This is a genomic window from Pseudomonadota bacterium, assembly GCA_039193195.1.
In the GTDB taxonomy this organism is placed as follows: domain Bacteria; phylum Pseudomonadota; class Gammaproteobacteria; order Steroidobacterales; family JBCBZW01; genus JBCBZW01.
In genome coordinates this window covers 1-17,780 of record JBCCWS010000033.1, presented here as the reverse complement: position 1 = coordinate 17,780, position 17,780 = coordinate 1, and the positions used below count along the sequence as shown (strand labels likewise).

Annotated in this window: 17 protein-coding genes and 4 tRNA genes; 19 read left to right on the top strand and 2 right to left on the bottom strand. The window is 65.4% G+C overall.

Annotated elements, in window-relative coordinates; translation table 11 throughout:
- Positions 1-66: 66 nt before the first annotated feature.
- The 13 genes from truA (at position 67) to AAGA68_20070 (ending at position 12,948) form a co-directional block, all read left to right on the top strand.
- Complete coding sequence (gene truA / locus AAGA68_20130) at positions 67-891, top strand: tRNA pseudouridine(38-40) synthase TruA (GenBank protein MEM9387375.1); 825 nt, start codon at positions 67-69, stop codon at positions 889-891.
- Between the two features lie 93 nt (positions 892-984).
- Entirely contained in the window at positions 985-1,986 is a 1,002-nt protein-coding gene (accD, locus tag AAGA68_20125) for an acetyl-CoA carboxylase, carboxyltransferase subunit beta (protein MEM9387374.1), read from the top strand.
- 42 nt (positions 1,987-2,028) lie between these two features.
- Positions 2,029-3,324, top strand: coding sequence for a bifunctional tetrahydrofolate synthase/dihydrofolate synthase (gene folC / locus AAGA68_20120; protein ID MEM9387373.1), 1,296 nt, complete (start codon positions 2,029-2,031; stop codon positions 3,322-3,324).
- 8 nt (positions 3,325-3,332) lie between these two features.
- Entirely contained in the window at positions 3,333-4,028 is a 696-nt protein-coding gene (locus AAGA68_20115; GenBank protein MEM9387372.1) for an SPOR domain-containing protein, read from the top strand.
- Positions 4,029-4,158: 130 nt separating this feature from the next.
- The gene (locus tag AAGA68_20110; protein ID MEM9387371.1) at positions 4,159-4,761 is read left to right on the top strand and encodes a CvpA family protein; all 603 of its coding nucleotides are present in this window, start codon (positions 4,159-4,161) and stop codon (positions 4,759-4,761) included.
- Between the two features lie 45 nt (positions 4,762-4,806).
- Positions 4,807-6,381 (top strand): amidophosphoribosyltransferase, encoded by a 1,575-nt coding sequence (purF, locus tag AAGA68_20105; protein MEM9387370.1) that lies wholly within the window; start codon positions 4,807-4,809, stop codon positions 6,379-6,381.
- Positions 6,378-6,692, top strand: coding sequence for an Hpt domain-containing protein (locus tag AAGA68_20100; GenBank protein MEM9387369.1), 315 nt, complete (start codon positions 6,378-6,380; stop codon positions 6,690-6,692). The genes purF and AAGA68_20100 overlap by 4 nt, the downstream gene beginning before the upstream one ends.
- A gap of 144 nt (positions 6,693-6,836) precedes the next feature.
- A complete protein-coding gene (locus tag AAGA68_20095) occupies positions 6,837-7,568 on the top strand; it encodes a response regulator transcription factor (GenBank protein ID MEM9387368.1) in 732 nt (243 codons plus the stop codon).
- A 48-nt stretch (positions 7,569-7,616) separates the two neighbouring features.
- Positions 7,617-8,177, top strand: a complete 561-nt coding sequence (locus tag AAGA68_20090; GenBank protein ID MEM9387367.1) for a hypothetical protein — start codon at positions 7,617-7,619, stop codon at positions 8,175-8,177.
- A gap of 7 nt (positions 8,178-8,184) precedes the next feature.
- Positions 8,185-10,143, top strand: coding sequence for a hypothetical protein (locus AAGA68_20085; GenBank protein ID MEM9387366.1), 1,959 nt, complete (start codon positions 8,185-8,187; stop codon positions 10,141-10,143).
- Positions 10,140-10,643, top strand: coding sequence for a Rab family GTPase (locus AAGA68_20080; GenBank protein MEM9387365.1), 504 nt, complete (start codon positions 10,140-10,142; stop codon positions 10,641-10,643). The genes AAGA68_20085 and AAGA68_20080 overlap by 4 nt, the downstream gene beginning before the upstream one ends.
- Positions 10,640-12,223, top strand: a complete 1,584-nt coding sequence (locus AAGA68_20075; protein ID MEM9387364.1) for an ATP-binding protein — start codon at positions 10,640-10,642, stop codon at positions 12,221-12,223. The genes AAGA68_20080 and AAGA68_20075 overlap by 4 nt, the downstream gene beginning before the upstream one ends.
- A gap of 35 nt (positions 12,224-12,258) precedes the next feature.
- Positions 12,259-12,948, top strand: coding sequence for a tRNA-(ms[2]io[6]A)-hydroxylase (locus AAGA68_20070; protein MEM9387363.1), 690 nt, complete (start codon positions 12,259-12,261; stop codon positions 12,946-12,948).
- 7 nt (positions 12,949-12,955) lie between these two features.
- On the opposite strand, the gene AAGA68_20065 is transcribed toward AAGA68_20070, so the two are convergent.
- Positions 12,956-13,687, bottom strand: coding sequence for a UDP-2,3-diacylglucosamine diphosphatase (locus AAGA68_20065; GenBank protein ID MEM9387362.1), 732 nt, complete (start codon positions 13,685-13,687; stop codon positions 12,956-12,958).
- A gap of 37 nt (positions 13,688-13,724) precedes the next feature.
- A complete protein-coding gene (locus tag AAGA68_20060) occupies positions 13,725-14,306 on the bottom strand; it encodes a peptidylprolyl isomerase (GenBank protein MEM9387361.1) in 582 nt (193 codons plus the stop codon).
- A gap of 729 nt (positions 14,307-15,035) precedes the next feature.
- Between AAGA68_20060 and cysS the strand changes: the two genes are divergently transcribed.
- The 6 genes from cysS to AAGA68_20030 all read left to right on the top strand — a co-directional run bounded on the left by cysS (position 15,036) and on the right by AAGA68_20030 (position 17,776).
- Positions 15,036-16,472: a cysteine--tRNA ligase gene (gene cysS, locus AAGA68_20055; protein ID MEM9387360.1), complete on the top strand. Its 1,437-nt coding sequence runs from the start codon at positions 15,036-15,038 to the stop codon at positions 16,470-16,472.
- Positions 16,469-17,218, top strand: coding sequence for a subclass B1 metallo-beta-lactamase (bla, locus tag AAGA68_20050; protein ID MEM9387359.1), 750 nt, complete (start codon positions 16,469-16,471; stop codon positions 17,216-17,218). Before cysS ends, bla begins: the two co-directional genes overlap by 4 nt.
- A 75-nt stretch (positions 17,219-17,293) precedes the next feature.
- Positions 17,294-17,370: transfer RNA gene (locus AAGA68_20045), tRNA-Pro, on the top strand.
- A 55-nt stretch (positions 17,371-17,425) separates the two neighbouring features.
- Positions 17,426-17,502, top strand: a tRNA-Arg gene (locus tag AAGA68_20040).
- Between the two features lie 75 nt (positions 17,503-17,577).
- Positions 17,578-17,653, top strand: a tRNA-His gene (locus AAGA68_20035).
- Between the two features lie 47 nt (positions 17,654-17,700).
- Positions 17,701-17,776, top strand: a tRNA-Lys gene (locus AAGA68_20030).
- Positions 17,777-17,780 lie beyond the last annotated feature (4 nt).

The window sequence follows — 17,780 nt, the reverse complement described above, 5'->3', positions numbered from 1 at the left end:
CACCGAATGGGCCGCGCCGAGCGTACGCCGGCGCGGCTGACTTGCTCCCTCCCTCGATGTAGCGCTGTGGCTAGGATCGCCGTGGGCGTCGAGTACGACGGCGCCGACTTCTACGGTTGGCAGGTACAAAAGGACGGTCGCAGTGTGCAGGCTTGCCTCGAGCAGGCGGTGAGTCTCGTAGCTGACGAGTCGGTGCGCGTGCACTGCGCCGGTCGAACCGACACGGGCGTTCACGCCACCGCTCAGGTCGCCCACTTCGATACTCGTGCCCACCGACCGGAACACAACTGGATCCTGGGTATCAACAGCGCCCTACCGCGCGACGCGGCAGTCACCTGGGCGCTGCAGGTAAGCGGTGAGTTCCACGCTCGCTTCAGCGCCGTCGAGCGCGCCTACAGCTACTTGATCCTCTGCGATCGCGCGCGCACGGCCCTCTATCGAGAGCGGGTCTGTTGGCGACCGGGTTCCCTGGACGGCGAACGGATGGACCGCGCCGCCCAAGCCCTAGTGGGGACCCACGACTTCAGCGCCTTTCGAGCGGCGGGCTGCCAGGCCAAGTCCCCGATTCGCACGGTGCACTCGCTACGGGTGCAACAGCGTGGCCCGTGGCTGCGCATTGACGTGCGGGCGAACGCATTCCTCCAGCACATGGTGCGCAACCTTGCGGGCGTGCTAATGGCCGTGGGGGCGGGGGAGGCGGAGCTCGACTGGCCGGCGCAGGTGTTGGCCACCCGAGACCGCACGCGCGGCGGTATGACTGCCCCGGCAGCGGGTCTGTACTTGGTCGATATCCACTACCCGCCCCCCCATCGATTGCCGCCCGGCGTTCCTGTTCGCTTGGGGCCGTGGGCGAGTGGAGATTCTGTCGGCCCGCACACAAAGCTTGTATGATCTGACGCTTTGTTTCGCGGGCGTTTTGCGCCCGCGCTAGTCGATCCCCAGCGTAGCGGACGGCACTGTGTCACCAGTGAGGAAGACCCAAGAATGAGTTGGATTGAGCGGCTCATGCCCTCCCGTATCAAGACGCGCGGCCGCACCCGCTCCGTTCCCGAAGGCCTGTGGACCAAGTGCCCTAGCTGCGGCGCCGCGCTGTACCGCGCCGAGGTTGAGCGTAACTCTCACGTCTGCCCAAAGTGCGCTCACCACATGCGAGTGGGGGCAAGATCGCGCCTGATGCAGTTTCTCGATCCGGAGGGCCACCAGGAGATTGGGGCCGAGCTCGAACCTAGCGATCCTCTGAAGTTTCGCGACAGCAAGCGCTACAAGGATCGGATCACCGCCGCGCAGCGGGCGACCGATGAGAAGGACGCTTTGATCGCCATGCGCGGCAGCCTGGACGGTATTCCCGTGGTGGCGTGCGCCTTCGAGTTCTCCTTCATGGCCGGTTCTATGGGCTCCGTGGTTGGCGAGCGGTTCTTTCGCGCCGCCGAGGTCGCGCTCGAGCACCGCGCGCCGCTGATCTGTTTCGCCGCGAGCGGTGGTGCGCGCATGCAGGAGGCTCTCCTGTCGCTCATGCAGATGGCGAAGACCAGCGCCGTGTTGGCGCGGCTTGCGGAGAACGGCGTGCCGTACATCTCTGTCTTGACTGACCCCACGACGGGCGGCGTCTCGGCGAGCTTGGCCATGCTCGGAGATGTCAACGTGGCGGAGCCTAAGGCGCTGATCGGCTTCGCCGGGCCCCGCGTCATTCAGCAAACGGTGCGTGAGACCCTGCCCGAGGGTTTTCAGCGCAGCGAGTTCCTCCTTGAGCACGGCGCCGTCGACATGATCGTGGATCGTCGCCATATGCGCGCTGAGCTCGCTTCGCTGCTGTCCAAGCTCACGGGGGCAGCGGCGCGGCCTGCCATCTTGGATGCGGAGGATGCTGCCGTAGCGACGGCGACTCCGGAGGCGACCGCCGCCGAAGGCGAGGATGGGGCGCCAAGCAGCCCGCAGGCGGCCGGCGAGCAGCGTGACGGTGGCGCTGAGGGTCGCATTGACGGTTAGTGCTTGTTCCCGACAACCACCGGCTGACGCGAGCGTAGGCGAGTGTTGAACAGGTCGACGCCGCTGGCGCAATGGCTCTCGGCCATCGAACAGCGCCATCCGACGGCCATTCAGCTCGGCTTGGATCGGATCGGTCGCGTTCTCGACCGCCTTGAGCTCAGACAGCCCCGAGCCACCGTGATCACCGTGGCAGGCACCAACGGCAAGGGATCTACGGTGGCCTTTGTCGAACGCATCTACGGCCAAGCAGGGCTGCGCACGGGCGCCTACACCTCGCCCCATCTACAGCGCTTCAATGAGCGCGTTCGGGTGCTTGGCGAGGAGGTCGATGACGCAATCCTGTGCGAGGCCTTCGCTGCGGTCGAGGCGGCGCGCGGCGCCAATGAGCTTACCTACTTCGAGTTCGCCACGGCCGCGGCCCTGCTTGTTTTCTCTCGGGCAGAGCTCGACGTGATCGTGCTCGAGGTCGGCCTCGGAGGGCGCCTAGACGCCGTGAACGCCGTTGACGCCGCCGCGTCGGCGGTGGTCACCGTAGCGCTCGATCACACCGAATGGCTGGGCGATACGCGCGAGCATATCGGTTGGGAGAAGGCACACGTCTATCGCGCCGGCGCGCCCGCCGTGTGCGGTGACCCCGATCCGCCGCAGCGCTTGCTCGCCCATGCGAAGAGTATCGGCGCGCCGGTGCAGGTGGCAGGACGGGACTACCGCTGGAAGCACCGGGGCGAGACATGGGACTTCTACGGGGCTTGCGGCGCTCTGTGCGGCCTTCCACTGCCGGCTGCGAGCGGGGCCTTCCAGTTGCACAACGCCTCTGTGGCGCTGAGCCTCGTGCAGTCATTGCAGGGCGAGCTGCCGGTCCCGGAAGAGGCGATCGTCGATGGGCTGGCGCGGGCCGAGGTGAGGGGACGTCTGCAGCGATGTGAAGGCCCCGTGACCTGGATTTTCGATGTCGCCCACAACGTTCAGGCGGCGCAGGTGCTGGCGAGTGCGCTGGAGCAGGGAGCCAGCGACGAGCCGGGGAGGACCCTAGCGGTCTTCGGTATGATGCGGGACAAGGATATCGAGGGCGTGGTTCAAGCGCTCACGGAGCTAGTGGACGAGTGGTGGATGGCGAGCTTGCCACCCCCGAGGGGCGTGGCTGGCGACACCCTGGAAGCGGCTGTGCTCGATGTGGCACCGAACGTCGGGGGCTGCACGCATGTTTGCACTACCGTGGAAGGGGCCTGTGAGGCGGTCCACGCGCGAGCGCAGCCGGGCGATCGGGTGGTGGTGTTCGGTTCCTTCTTGACCGTCGGCCCCGGGTTGGCGGCTTACGCGGCGCTGGCAGGGCGCTGAGGCATGCGATGGAACGCCGACAGCAGGAACGCTTGGTAGGCGCCGTGGTGGTGGCCGTAGCGGCCGCCGTGGTGGTGCCGTGGTTGCTCGACGGCTCGCCGGAGCGCTGGGCCGCGGCCGGTCGCCAGCAGCCCTTGGAGCCGGCGCGCATGCAGCGGCACCAGATCGACCTCGGCAAGCCCGCCTCCGCGCCGGCGGTCGCCCAGCCCACGCCTATCCGAGAGGCGCAAGCCGAAGCGCCCCCAGCGCAGGTAGCGACGCCCACCGCGGAGCCCGTGGAAGAGCTGCCGGCGACGACAGCGGCGAACACCGTCTCTGACAGAAAGGAGGCTGATGGCGACAGCCCGGAGCCACCCGTGGCGGAGCCCTCCCGCGTGAGTCAGCCCCTCTCTCAAACTGCCCCGACCCCCGGGCCGCCGTCGCCGGCGGTCGACGCACCCCTTTCCGACGCACCCGCTCCGGCGGGGGTTGATACCGGCTGGTCGGTGCAAGTGGGCAGTTTTCGCGACAAGGGAAATGCCCAGGGACTGGTCGATACGCTTACGCGCAAGGGGTATCGTGCGTTCCTGTCGCGCCACACGCGCAACGGCGTTGTCTGGTACCGGGTGCGTGTTGGTACGGAGCAGACCCGTGCTGCCGCCTTGGATGTCGCCGCGCGCCTGCGTCGAGACGGTCAGGTGGCCGCGCCGGTACGCCATCCGTGAGGCCGTTACCTTTGTTCAAGTCGCGTTCAGCGATGGTCGATGACAATGGCGCCTGCAGCGGTGCGTCGGAGTCTCTTGTAACGCGTCCGATCGACCACATCTCAAGCGCCGTTAGGCGAGGAGAGCTTCGATGATCTTTGTGGATAACATCATCATCGCCGTGATCGCGATTTCCGTGCTCATCGGCTTATTCCGCGGCTTTGTGCCCGAGGTGATGTCGATCGTGGTGTGGGTGGCGGCTGTGTTTCTCTCCTGGCAGTACGCTGACCTCGTCGCGGTCCGCCTGGAACAGCATATAGACTCGCCGGCGTTGCTGACCTGGCTGTCGCGGGCCATCACCTTCGCGGGGGTGCTCATCACCGGCGGCGTCACCACATCGCTGGTCTCCCTCCTGGTGGAGAAGACCGGCCTGTCCGGCACGGATCGCGTGCTCGGGATGGCCTTCGGCTTCGCCCGCGGCGTGCTGGTGGTAGGCGTTTTGGTGATTTTCGCCAATGCGCTGGAATTGCAGCAGGAGAGCTGGTGGGACGAGTCGGTGCTGATCCCCTATGGCGAACGGGTTGCCGGGGTGGTGCTCACCGTGCTGCCCGAGGACGTCAGCGCCAGGCTCCCCGAAGCCGTGCAACAGATGGAGGAGGCGGCCGATGTGCTCGGCAACGCCACCGATGCGGCCGAGGCCTTGGAAGAGGCGGCTCGAGAGCGGCTCGAGGCGATAGAGGACGCGACCAACTAGCGCTGCGGGCGTACAATCAGCTAACGGGACGGCAGGAAGGGCGTTATGTGCGGTGTAGTGGGGATCGTCGGCCGGCGGCCGGTTAATCAGATCATTTACGACGCGCTGACCGTGCTCCAGCACCGCGGTCAAGATGCCGCCGGCATCTGCACGATCGACGACGAGGGCTACCTCAGGGCGCACCGTGGCAACGGGCTGGTGAAGGACGTCTTCCAGCATCGCGAAATGGTGGATCTGGCCGGCGAGGTCGGCATCGGCCACATCCGCTACCCCACGGCGGGCGGCTCCAGCGCCGATGAGGCTCAGCCGTTTTACGTCAACAGCCCCTACGGCATCTGCCTTGCTCACAACGGCAATCTCACCAACCTCGCCGAACTCAGCCAAGCCCTCATGCGCCAGGATCTGCGGCATCTGCGCACGGGCTCGGACTCCGAGGCCTTACTGAACGTCTTGGCGCAGGAGCTGGTCACGCGCGCGCGGCCGACGATTGCCCCGGAAGACGCCTTTGCCGCCGTCCGTTCCGTGCACAAACGCTGTCGGGGCAGCTACGCAGCGGTGGCGCTGATCACTGGCCACGGAGTACTCGGTTTCCGCGATCCCCACGGCCTGCGCCCCTTGGTGCTCGGCAGCCGCAAGACCAGCGAGGGGTCGGAGTACATGATGGCGTCGGAGAGCGTCGCCCTCGACATCTGCGGCTTCGAGCTCGAGCGCGACGTGCGTCCCGGCGAGGCCGTGTTCATCGATATGGCCGGGCGCCTACACGCCGAGGACTGCACTGAGCAGGCGGTCGAACACACGCCGTGTATCTTCGAGTATGTCTATTTCGCACGCCCCGATTCGATCATTGATGGCATCTCCGTCTACCGGGCGCGCATGCGCATGGGCGAGAAGCTGGCGGACAAGATCGCCCGCGAACGACCCGATCACGATATCGACTGCGTGATTCCCGTGCCCGACACCAGCCGCACGGCGGCGCTGGAGGTGGCACAGACCCTCGGCGTGAAATACCGCGAAGGCCTAGTCAAGAACCGCTACGTCGGGCGCACGTTCATCATGCCGGGCCAAGAGATTCGCAAGAAATCTGTTAGGCAAAAGCTGAACACGATCGACCTCCAGTTCCGCGACAAGACGGTGCTGTTGGTGGACGACTCCATCGTTCGCGGCACCACTTCACGTCAGATCATCGAGATGGTGCGCGAAGCGGGCGCAAAGCGTGTGTACTTCGCGTCCGCGGCGCCGCCTGTTCGCCATCCGAACGTCTACGGCATCGACATGCCGACGCCCCACGAGCTGATCGCGCATGGTCGCAGCAACGAGGAAATCTGCAAGGCGCTCGGTGCCGATTGGTTGGTGTACCAAGAGCTCGAGGACCTAGTAGATGCGGTGAAGTGGAAGACCTCGCCCGTGCAGGAGTTTGATACCTCCTGTTTCTCCGGTGAGTACGTCACCGGCGACATCACTGAGGAGTATTTGCACTGGCTACACGAGTCGCGCAGCGACGATGCCAAGATCCGCCGCGCACTAGGGCCGACGCCGACGCGATCATCAGCCGCCGCGCCGGGGGATGGTGCCGGGGCAGCTGCTGACACGCCGGCCTTGAGGGGAGTGGGCAACGGATGAGCGATGCGGGGCGCCAGGATGGCCGACCGAGGGGCGATGCTCAGGACTTGGCTGAGCTGACGCGGGGCTTCCTGCGTCGAAAGCAAGAGGAGTTCGTCCCCCTCAGCCGCGGGCCACGGCTCGACCTGGAAGGGCTTGCCAATGCCGCGCATCGCCTGCGCGGGTCTGGCGGCGCCTACGGCTTCGATGTGCTCAGTGAGGTTGCCGAGCGCCTGGAACAGTTCGCCGCCCGCGAACAGCACGATGCGGCCCGCGAGGCCCTCGCCGAACTGCTCGATCTGCTGGAACGTCTCCAGGGCCAGGCCTCCTGAGGCCTCTGCGCTCGGCGGATGCCGCGTCGCAATTCGCGTCGCATCCTGGTATACAATTTAACAATAGGAACCCCAAACATACCGATTGGGTGATGTCTGGCCGGTTCGCGGTCACGGAAAGCACGTAGCGCAAGGGGAGGCGCGATGCGGATCGCCGTACTCGAAGACGACCAAGATCAGTCCGCCATCGTCCGGCACTGGCTCGAGGGCGCTGGCCATTCGTGCAGCGTGCGCGATCGGGGCGAAACCTTCCTGCGTATGGTCTTACACGAGAGCTTCGATCTGCTGCTCATGGACTGGATGCTGCCCGGCGAAGCGAGCGGACTGGAGATCATGCAACGAGTCCGCGAGAGCGGTCGGGACTACACCCCCGTGCTCATGACCACGGCTCGCGACGAGGAATCGGACATCGTCGCCGCCCTAAGCGCTGGGGCCGACGACTACATGATCAAGCCCCTGCGTCGTTCAGAGCTGCTCGCTCGCGTTGGCGCCCTGGTCCGCTTGGCACGCGGTGGCCGCAGCAGTCACGAGCTGCCCGATACCGTTCCCTACGAGATCGATCGGGAGGGTAAGCGCATCAGCCTCGACGGTGAGCAGGTCACGCTTACCCACCGCGAGTTTGACCTCGCCGTGTTTTTGTTCACGAACGCGGGCCGTGCCCTCTCGCGCGGGCATATTCTGGAGTCCATTTGGGGTATGCCCAATGCAGATCTCAACACTCGCACCGTCGATACGCACATGAGCCGCCTGCGCCGAAAGCTCTCCATCGGTGAGGACAACGGCTGGAAGCTCACCGCGATCTACCAACATGGCTATCGGCTCGAGCGCCTATCCTCCGCTGACGAGTCATCGGACGACGCACCGACTACCGCATGATCGCGGTTTCTTTACTCATCGCTCGTGTTGCCCCCAGGGAGTAGCGCCGTGGCATCGCAAGAACAGCAGGTTGAACAGCAGCCCGGAAAGGACGGTCCCGAGGCCGGTCAGCAGATCGACAAGATCCGCGAGATCATCTTCGGCGTCCAGATGCGCGACTACGAAGAGCGCTTCCGGTTGCTGGAACGGCAGCTAACAGACCGCACCGAGCAATTGGGTAAGCAGCTCGCTCAGCGTCTCGAATCCCTCGAGCAACAGATGCGGGCTGACGTGGGTCGACTCGGCGAGCAGCTGGCGAGCGAGGCCCGCCAACGCGGCGAAGAGCGAGACGCCGCAGCTGCTGCCTTGCGCGACGCCGATACGGCGATCAAGGCTCGCCTGGAGGCCGTCGCCAAAGGCGGAAACGAAGACATCGGCGAGGTGCGAGATGTCATTCAGCGCAACAGCGCCGATTTTCACGACGCCTTGATGAACCTCAGCGAACGCCTGGATAGGGCGTTGGCGCAGACGGCGGATACGCTCGAGGACGTGAAGGTGTCCCGCGATGACCTGGCCGGCCTGCTGAGCGATGTGGCCCGCCGCCTGCGGCGAGAGAACGACTCGGACTGAGCCGGTGGTGACGCGCTCGCCGCCGCCCGACCTGACGTCGGCGTCGCAGGAAGAGGAAGCCGAGCGCCGCCTAGAGGCGCTGCGTGAGATTCTCTCTGGCGCCGACCAGCGCCGCCTCGACGAGCTGGCGCGCCGCATCCAGGAGCGCCAGCTGCGCGCGGACGACGTAGCCGACGTCTTGCCCGAGGCATTCGTCCGCGAGTTCGATCGCTCGCCGGCACGCCTCACCGAAGCGGTCCGAAAGCCCATTGAACATACCTTACGCGAGGCCGTGCGCAACGACCCGCGGCCGATCGCCGATGCGATCTTCCCCATCATCGGCCCGGCGATTCGTCGCTACATCACGGCAAGCGTCCGCTCTCTGGCCGAGTCCCTGAGTCGCACTATCGAGCGCGGTCTTTCGCCACGCCGGCAGCTGGCCTGGCGCCTCAAGGCGTGGCGCTCGGGCGTTAGCTTCGGCGCCTACGTGCTGCAGCGGACCTTCGTCTATCGGGTCGAGCATGTTTATCTCATCCAGGCGGGCAGTGGTTTGCTGGTGGCTGAAGCGCACCACGACGAGTCGCCATCCATGGATGGCGATGCCATCTCCGGGATGCTGGCGGCGCTGCAGAGCTTCGTGCTCGATTCCTTTGAGCTGGGCGATGATCGGCGGCTGGAAACCGCCCAGCTCGGTGACTTCACCCTGTGGGCCATCCACGGTCCGCACGCCCTGCTCGCCTGTGCGATTCGCGGCGTTCCCGGCAATGATCTGCGAACGCGCCTGGCATCATCTCTCGACTCCATCCACCTGCGTTTCGCGCGGGAACTCGAGGGGTTTGACGGCACCCAGACGGTGCCGCCGGCGGTGGATGAGGAACTTGATGCCTGCCTGTACCTGCGCCGCGCCGATGAGGATACTGCCGACGGGAAGCGGCGCATCGGCTGGCCCGTTTGGGTGGCGCTCATCGTCCTGGCCGCACTCACCGTGCGTTGGCTAGTGAGCGACATCAATCAGCGCATGGCGATGGAGCGCCTAACGGAGCAGCTCGCCACTACGCCGGGCGTGGTTGCCACTGATGTGGTGCGTGATCGCAAGGTGCTCAGCGTGCACGGGTTGCGCGATCCTCTGGCGCCGACGGTGGCGGAGCTCGCCGCCGCGGCCGAGGTGGGCGGGCTGGAGGTGATCGATGAGACTGAGCCTTACCAATCCCTGGAGCCCGGGCTGGTGTTGCAGCGTTTGAGCCGGGCCCTAGATCAGCCCAGTTCTGTCGAACTGCGCTTGGATGGCAGCGTCTTGCGCGTCGCCGGCGTCGCCGACAGCGAGTGGGTGGACATGATGGATCAGCTGGTGCTGGTGTCGCCGGCGATAGATGAGGTCGACACCTCCCGGTTGCGCGTGTCCGACGAGACCCTTCTCGAGACCGTGCGCCGACTCCTGTCGCCGCCCAGCAAGGTCACTCTGGGCGTGAGCGACGCAGTGCTCGAGGTCGGGGGTATCGCGCCGCTCGCCTGGGCGCGCGAGGCGGTGACGCGTGGCCCGCAGATCGCCGGTCTTCGTGAGGTCGATATCAGTGCCGTGAGGGTGGCCGAGGTGATCGAGGCGGCAAGCCTTGTCGAGCGCATCGGCGATGCGCAGATCTACTTCGCGCGCGGCAGTGCCGACTACCGCGAGGGCGGCGCCGGGGCCGTCGCGACCGCCGCTCAGGATCTGCGTCGCCTGCTTCGCCTGGCGGAGGAGTTGTCGCGCCCCATCGCCATCGTCAGCGTTGGCCACACGGATGGCCTTGGCAGCAGCGATGAGAATCGCACCCTTCGCGAAGCGCGCGCTGCCCGCGTGCGCACGGACTTGGTCGCGGCAGGGGTGCCTGCCGCTGCCGTAGCTGTGCGCGATGCCGGTGACGCGACGACCGAGGATGAGGACTTACGCAAGGCGGAGATTCGGGTGGAGATGGACCTTAGCCCCTACCAGGTAACCCCGGCCCCATGAACGCGGCCACGAAGCACAAGATCTGTTTGCTCGGCGACGTGGGCGTGGGAAAGACCAGCCTGGTGACCCGTTTCGTCCACGGCGGATACTCGGCAGACTACCTCACGACAGTGGGGGTCAAGATCGACACGAAGGTGGTTGAGCCACCGCGCGGCAGCACCGTGAAGTTCGTCATCTGGGATATTGCGGGCACGGAGGCGCTCTCCAGTATCGATCGTACGTATACGCGCGGTGCGTCGGGGTTCTTCCTGGTGGCCGACGGCACGCGCCCCGCCTCCTTGGAGGTGGCAGCAGGACTGCACGACCAACTCGACGATGAACTAAAGGCCTTGCCCTTCGTCCCCATCATCAACAAGCGCGACCTCGCCGCCGAGCTCACCGATGAGTCTATGGCGCGCTGGCGTCAGGCGGGCTTCGGGGCGATCACCACCAGCGCGCGCACGGGCGAAAACGTCGAGTTTGCCTTCGCCCAGCTAGCCATGCAGATCGCCCTGTCGTGAGTACGCTGGACGCGAGCGCGCTGCCGGCGGCGGCCCAGCTACTACACGCGCAACTTCTCACGCAGTGCGGGGAGCGGGGCGTGCTGTGCCTTTCGCTCGACGGTCGCTACGCCGTGCGCGGGTGGCTCGGTGAGCCTTCGCGCTTCGGCTTAGGGGATTTGGTCACAGGCATGGACGTGCGTGCAGGGGCTCCGTACCTGGATCACTTCGAAGATGCGGGCCGGCTAACGCTGCCGTTTGTGAATATCGGCGAGCATCGTGCGGTTCACCTTCACGTGTTGCCCGACAGTGCCGATGAGGGCAAGCCGAGCGACGGTTGGCATGTCCTGTTCGCGGATGCGGACGGCGAACTCGTGCGCGAGCGGGATGTGCAGCAGCGCGAGAATGAGGCGCGCGCCCGCACGCAGCGCCTACAGGGGCGGTTGGTGGAAGCCACCGCTCAGGGGCAACTCTGGCGCGACCAGGCAGAGCAGGCGCGCGCGGCTACCTGGCGCCTCGCCGGGATGCTGTCGCACGAGCTGCGTACGCCGCTGAGCGCCATCGCCGGCTACGCGCGCCTGCTGGAACAAGCGCTCGAGGGGGTCCCTGAGCAGCGCGATCATGCGCGGGTGATCTCGCGCAGCGCTACGCACATCGCGGGCCTCATCGAGGCCACGCTGGAGCAGTACCGGCGTGACAGCGCCGAGGTCTCTGTGCACCCTCAACCCACCGACGTTCGCGCCTTGGTCAGTCACCTTACAGCCTTACTCGCGCCCCTCGCTGCCGATAAGGCCCTAGGTTTCGCCGCCTTCGTAAGTCCGGACCTGCCCGAGCGCTTGCATCTGGATGGTATGCGCCTTCGGCAAATGCTATTGAATCTACTGGGTAACGCGATCAAGTACACGGAAGAGGGCGGCGTGCGCCTCGACGTTCATTGGGAGGACGAGGGGCATCAGCTCGAGCTGGCGGTGGCGGATACGGGGCTGGGAATTCCCCCCGAGCTGCGCGAGCGCGTGTTTCAGCCCTTCGATCGTGCCGGGCGCGAGGGCCAAGACGGTACGGGCCTTGGTCTGCATATCTCCCGGCTGATCGCCCAGCGCATGGGCGGTGGCATCAGCCTGGATGACACGGCGCCCGGTGAGGGCAGCCGCTTCGTCATCCGCATCGTTGCGGACCCCATTGCCATGGGTGCGCCGGCGCAGGTCCTGGACAGCGAGATGGATCTGAATCCTGGCGAAGTGTTGGTAGGGGAGGACGACCCGGACCTCGCCGCCCTCTTCAAGATCTTCCTGAGCCGAGCCGGCTTCAAGGCGACCTTCGTGAGCCGGGCCAGCGCGCTCGTATCGGCGGTGGCTGCGCAGCCGCCGCAGTTGGTGTTGGTCGATCTGAACCTTGAGGATGGTGATGACGGTCTCGCCGCCGCGCGTCGCGTCCGAGCCGATGGCTACGAGGGGGCCATCATCGCCATGAGCGCCACCGATGTGTCGGTTCGCGAGGATGCCCTGGCAGCCGGCTGCGATGAGTTCCTGGTCAAGCCCATTCCGCCGGAGGATCTGCTGGCCTTGATGTTCGAGGTGCTGCGGCGTCGGGCCGCCGCGTAGCGCCCCGTGCCAGATCTTCCGTCCTGCGGGCTACAATGCTGGCAACCGTGAATACACCTGATCTTGGCGCTCTGCTGGCGAACGACGCCGACGTCACCGATCTGCTCGCCTGCGCCACGCCAGCGAGTTGGCTGGAGGCAGCGGCGGGCAATCTGCCCGTGCTGCTCATCGATCACGCCAACTGCGAGAAGAAGGCCGCGTCTACTGCGATGGCCCTGCTCTTTCGCTACCCGGAAAAATCGCAGCTGTGCTACTGGATGTCTCGTCTGGCCAGGGAGGAGCTGCGACATTTCGAGCAGGTCGCGAAGCTCATCGGTGCGCGGAACATTCCCTGGCAACAGGTGCCTGCGTCTCGCTACGCGGAAGGCTTACGCGCCCACGTGCGGGGCCAGGATCCGCACCGCTTGGTCGACATTCTGATCGTGGGTGCACTGATCGAGGCGCGCAGCTGCGAGCGCTTTCAGGCCTTGGCGCCGCACCTCGACGAGGAGCTACGCGCCTTCTACACGGGGCTGTGCGCCGCCGAGCGCCGCCACTTCCAGCGTTACCTGCGACTGGTGCGCGAGGAGGCTGACCGAGAAGCACGCACCATCGGCGAGGGCGTGCTGTGCGAGCGTATCGCTGTGCTCGTAGACGCTGAGCGGGCACTCGTGCTGGCGCCAGATGCGGGGTTCGCTTTCCACTCCGGGGTGCCGAGTGACGCGCAGACCGCCGAGGCGATCTGAGCTAGTCCTAGCGGCGCATCTCCACCAACGCCAAGCCCTCGGGGTCCCAGCGCACCACGCTGCCCTGATCGAACCAGTCGCCGAGCACTACGCGGGTGCCGATCGTTCCGCCCTCAAGGGGAAACTCGTGGATTGCCGGGCGATGCGTATGTCCGTGTAGCAGCAGTTCCACGTCGTACTCGCGCATCGTGGCTAGCACGGTCTGCTGGTTTACGTCCATGATCTCCGACGGCTTGCGTGCGGTGGCAGCCCGCGTCTGTTGGCGAATCTTCTGCGCTGCTGCCGCTCGGAACCTAAAGGGCATCATGCGCATCATGCGCTGCCAGGCGGGATTGCGCACCATGGTCCGAAACTTTTGGTAGTCGATGTCGTCGGAGCACAGGAGGTCGCCGTGCATGAGCAGGATGCGGTAGCCGTAGAGATCGATCACCGTAGGCTCTTTCAGCAGTGTAGCACCGGTGTCCTGACAGAACTGTTCACCCAGGAGGAAGTCGCGATTGCCGTGCATCAGCTGGACGGGCACGCCGGAATCGACCAGGCCGCGGATGGCAGACTTGATTTCCGCGTAGAAGGGCGTGGGATCGTCATCGCCGATCCACATTTCGAACAGATCCCCAAGGATGTACAGAGCATCCGCATCACGTGCCTCTTCAGCCATGAAGGCGAGGAACTGCCCACTCACCTCGGCCTGGCCGGGTTCCAGGTGGAGGTCGCTGATGAACAGGGTCGTGCCGGGCATGAGGATCGTCTAAGCGAAGGCGAACCGACAGGCGCGGTTAGGGCACAACCGTCATCTTCTCGATGATGATGTTGCTTTGGGGTACGTCGCGAGGCATCGGCCCGCGCGGCCCCGTCGGCACCTCGGCGATCGCATCCAGCGTCTCCATGCCCTCGATCACCTGGCCGAACACCGTGTAGCCCCAGCGTCGGGAGCTGGGATTCAGCGCAGGATTGTCGACGAGATTGATGTAGAACTGAGCTGTGCCAGAGTGTGGATCGTTGGTGCGGGCCATGGCGATGGTGGCGCGAACGTTGCTCAGCCCATTACCAGATTCATTAGGTACTGGATCTCGCGTTTCCTTCTGTTTGAGTTCCGTGTCGAAGCCACCGCCCTGGGCCATGAACCCGGGGATGACGCGGTGGAATACGGTGCCCTCGTAGAAACCGTCTTCAACGTACTCCATGAAGTTCGCCACCGTGAGAGGCGCCCGTCGGCCATCGAGCTGCAGCACGAAGTCCCCGTGGGTGGTCTCCACCTTGACCCGAGGGATGGCCATCTGGGCTGTCGCTGTAACAGCGCTTAGGGAGAGCGCTACGGTGGTGGCGAGGGCGGTGAGGGTCGTGCGCAAGCCGGGCATGCGGGCTCCTTTGGTTTGAGTCTAGGACACAGGCCAGCGCTGGATCATACCGTTCGATTCGCGCTAGCCAAAGCGACTCATCAGAGGGTGAAAAACCGTCAGCTAAAGTCCCTGAGGTATATGTCCGGACAACTGAGTTCGAGCTTTCTGGTTGTATCTTCAACAACCCCTTTGATGATGAAGTGGCAGGGGTCCGACGGGCTATCGCCCGAACGGGTGATCCACGTCATTCCTATTTCGGTATTCGCCGCGATTCACCCATATCCGACATCGTGCTGCTCACATAGCGGCCCATAGATCTGCGGCCGACTGCGGGTTCCCCGTGCCCGCCTCGGGGTTCACCTCCAAGGCCAGAGCGGACATTCGTATCGGCAATGCGAGGGCGGGCGAACTCCCGGCGAGCCTGCGACCTAGGAAGCGGCGATCCGGGTGCGTTGCGCACAGACCAGGCATTGCGCTCCTCGTCGAGAGTTGGCTGGGCTTGTCGCCTGCGCCTTATAGCCCCTCGGCGGTCGCCGCGGGCACTTGGGCTTGTGAGTTGGCCCACCGCCTAAGCACGGCCCCGGCGCCAGATGCTCGCCCCGACGATCGAAGGATGGACGAAAAGCAGGCCTTTCCCTCGCGGGTGGGCGACAATATGCCGTCGCCGCCCGGCTCAACGCTCCTTAGCGCACAGCGCGTGGCGAGCGATCATCGACAGGATGAAGAGAAAGCGCCCCGGAAGTCACTGTGCTGAAAATCCACAACAGCCTCACCCGCAAGCTCGAGCCCTTCGAGCCGATGACCCCCGGCAAGGTGGGCATGTACGTGTGCGGCATCACCGTTTACGACTACCTACACATCGGCCATGCACGCATGCTCGCCGCCTTCGACATGGTGTATCGCTACCTGCGCCACCTCGGCCACGAGGTGAACTATGTGCGCAACATCACCGACATCGATGACAAGATCATTCGTCGTGCCAACGAGAACGGCGAGGCCTTCACGGATCTGACGGCGCGCATGATCGAGGCGATGCACCAGGACTGCGAAGCGCTGGGCCTGGAGCGCCCCGTACACGAGCCGCGTGCCACGGACCACATCGACGGCATGATCCAGATGATCCAGCAGCTCGAAGCGAAGGATCTGGCCTACGCCGCCCCCAACGGTGACGTGTACTACCGCGTGAGCGGCTTCGCCGACTACGGCTGCCTTTCTGGTCGCAAGCTCGACGATATGCGCGCTGGCGCTCGAGTGGAGGTGGACGAAGCCAAGGAAGACCCTCTCGACTTCGTGCTCTGGAAGGCCGCCAAACCCGGCGAGCCCTCGTGGGAGTCGCCCTGGGGCGCCGGCCGCCCCGGCTGGCATATCGAGTGCTCAGTGATGTCGACGCGTCTGCTCGGGCGCACCTTCGACATCCACGGCGGTGGCATGGACCTGAAGTTTCCCCACCACGAGAACGAGATCGCCCAAAGCTGCGGTGCCCACGGCGAGCGCTTCGTGCAGATGTGGATGCACAACGGTTTCGTGGAGGTGAACTCGGAGAAGATGTCGAAGAGTCTCGGCAACTTCTTCACCGTGCGCGAGGTGACGCAGGTGTACTGGCCCGACGAGGTGCACTGGCTGATGGTGGCGAGCCACTACCGCAGCCCGATCAACTACTCGGACCAGGAACTCGACGGTGCACGCGCCTGCCTCACACGTCTGTACACGGCGCTGCGCGGTCTGGTGCTTCCCGAGGACGGGAGCGCGGCGAAGCAACTGATCGCCAGCCTGGGAGATGAGCCATACAGCGCGCGCTTCCACGCCGCCATGCAGGAGGACTTCAACACTGCCGGGGCCGTTTCCGTGTTGTTCGACTTGGCCCGTGAAATCAACCGACTGAAGGATGCGGGGGAAAGCGACGGTGCGCTCGCCCATGGGGCGTTGATGAGGCAGTTGGCGGGCGTGCTCGGCCTGCTGCGCGCCTCAGCTGATGAGTGGCTTAAGCGCCCGTCCCAACCCTTGCCTAGGGAGGCTGCCGCGAGCGCCTTGAGCGACGGGGAGGTCGATGCGCTGGTGGCTGAGCGCACGGAGGCACGCAAGGCGAAGAATTTTGCTCGCTCAGACGAGATTCGCGATGAGCTCGCGGGGATCGGCATCGTTTTGGAGGATGGCGCGGGCGGCACCACCTGGCGCCGCCGATGAGGGCATCGCTCGCGGCCGTGGCGCTCAGTCTGCTCATGGCGGCGGCAGCATTTGCGCAGGTCGAAGCGGATGTGCACCTCTCGGAGCCCCTCGCTGAAGGGGTGTGGATGCACGTGAGCTACCAGCAGACCCAGCGTTGGGGGCGCATCCGCTCGAATGGCCTCGTGGTGGCGCGGGGGGACGGGGAAGCGGTGCTCATCGACACCGCCTGGAACGATGAGCAGACAAGCGCGCTGTTGCGTTTGGTCCGCGATGAGCTTGGCCGGAAGGTGGTGGCCGCCGTCAGCACGCACGCCCACAACGACAAGATGGGCGGCGTGGCCACGCTACGCGACGCACACATCCTCACCTTCGCCCACCCCGTGGCCAACGCGCTCGCGCCCGATCGCGGTTTGATGCGCGCAGAGTTCGATCTGGCGTTTGGTGCTGATGGCATGGCTCGCGAACCCCGCCTTGCGCCGGTCGAAGTGCTCTTCCCTGGGGCTGGCCATACGGTGGCCAACCTTGTCGTACACGCGCCCCAGGGCGAGGTGCTGTTCGGCGGCTGTCTGATTCGACCTGGCAGCGCCTTCAACCTAGGCAATACGGCAGACGGCGACGTGCAGGCCTGGGGCGCATCGGTGCAGGCCGCGGCCGAGCGCTTCCCCGCGGCCACCATCGTCGTGCCCAGCCACGGCAAGCCCGGCGGCCGAGAGCTGCTCACGCACACCGCGCGCCTCGCGGAGGCCGCCGTTGCGGGCGATTGACGGTCCCGGCCCCTCGTCCTATCATTGCGAGTCCCGTAGCTGTTTGGCTCGGGCCGAGGCTCGAAAAAAATACGGCGGGGCATGGCGCAGCCTGGTAGCGCATCTGCTTTGGGAGCAGAGGGTCGGGGGTTCGAATCCCTCTGCCCCGACCACGACGACGGCAAGCCAGCGGCGGGGACGGTAACGAGGACGCCAGCGAGTACTCAAGCGCCCGTAGCTCAGCTGGATAGAGCATCGGCCTTCTAAGCCGGCGGTCGCAGGTTCGAGTCCTGCCGGGCGCGCCAACCGCGCACTTCCGCGACGAGTGATCTGGCGCGGACGGACTTCTTGGGGGAGTCCGAGGTAAGTTAAGGTCAATGGTGGGCGTAGCTCAGTTGGTAGAGCCCCGGATTGTGATTCCGGTCGTCGTGGGTTCGAGTCCCATCGTCCACCCCATATTTCGGTAGCGCCGTCCTGGCGGCTACCTACCAGTTTTCCAAACTGGGGCATTAGCTCAATTGGTAGAGCAGCTGACTCTTAATCAGTAGGTTCGGGGTTCGAGTCCCTGATGCCCCACCATTTT

Bases quoted from the DNA above. Each gene is read 5' to 3' on its own strand.
- AAGA68_20095 (MEM9387368.1), top strand. From the start codon at position 6,837: ATGCGGATCGCCGTACTCGAAGACGACCAAGATCAGTCCGCCATCGTC.
- accD (MEM9387374.1), top strand. From the start codon at position 985: ATGAGTTGGATTGAGCGGCTCATGCCCTCCCGTATCAAGACGCGCGGC.
- AAGA68_20060 (MEM9387361.1), bottom strand. From the start codon at position 14,306: ATGCCCGGCTTGCGCACGACCCTCACCGCCCTCGCCACCACCGTAGCG.
- AAGA68_20100 (MEM9387369.1), top strand. From the start codon at position 6,378: ATGAGCGATGCGGGGCGCCAGGATGGCCGACCGAGGGGCGATGCTCAG.
- purF (MEM9387370.1), top strand. From the start codon at position 4,807: ATGTGCGGTGTAGTGGGGATCGTCGGCCGGCGGCCGGTTAATCAGATC.
- AAGA68_20065 (MEM9387362.1), bottom strand. From the start codon at position 13,687: ATGCCCGGCACGACCCTGTTCATCAGCGACCTCCACCTGGAACCCGGC.
- bla (MEM9387359.1), top strand. From the start codon at position 16,469: ATGAGGGCATCGCTCGCGGCCGTGGCGCTCAGTCTGCTCATGGCGGCG.
- AAGA68_20115 (MEM9387372.1), top strand. From the start codon at position 3,333: ATGGAACGCCGACAGCAGGAACGCTTGGTAGGCGCCGTGGTGGTGGCC.
- AAGA68_20070 (MEM9387363.1), top strand. From the start codon at position 12,259: ATGCTGGCAACCGTGAATACACCTGATCTTGGCGCTCTGCTGGCGAAC.
- AAGA68_20110 (MEM9387371.1), top strand. From the start codon at position 4,159: ATGATCTTTGTGGATAACATCATCATCGCCGTGATCGCGATTTCCGTG.
- AAGA68_20080 (MEM9387365.1), top strand. From the start codon at position 10,140: ATGAACGCGGCCACGAAGCACAAGATCTGTTTGCTCGGCGACGTGGGC.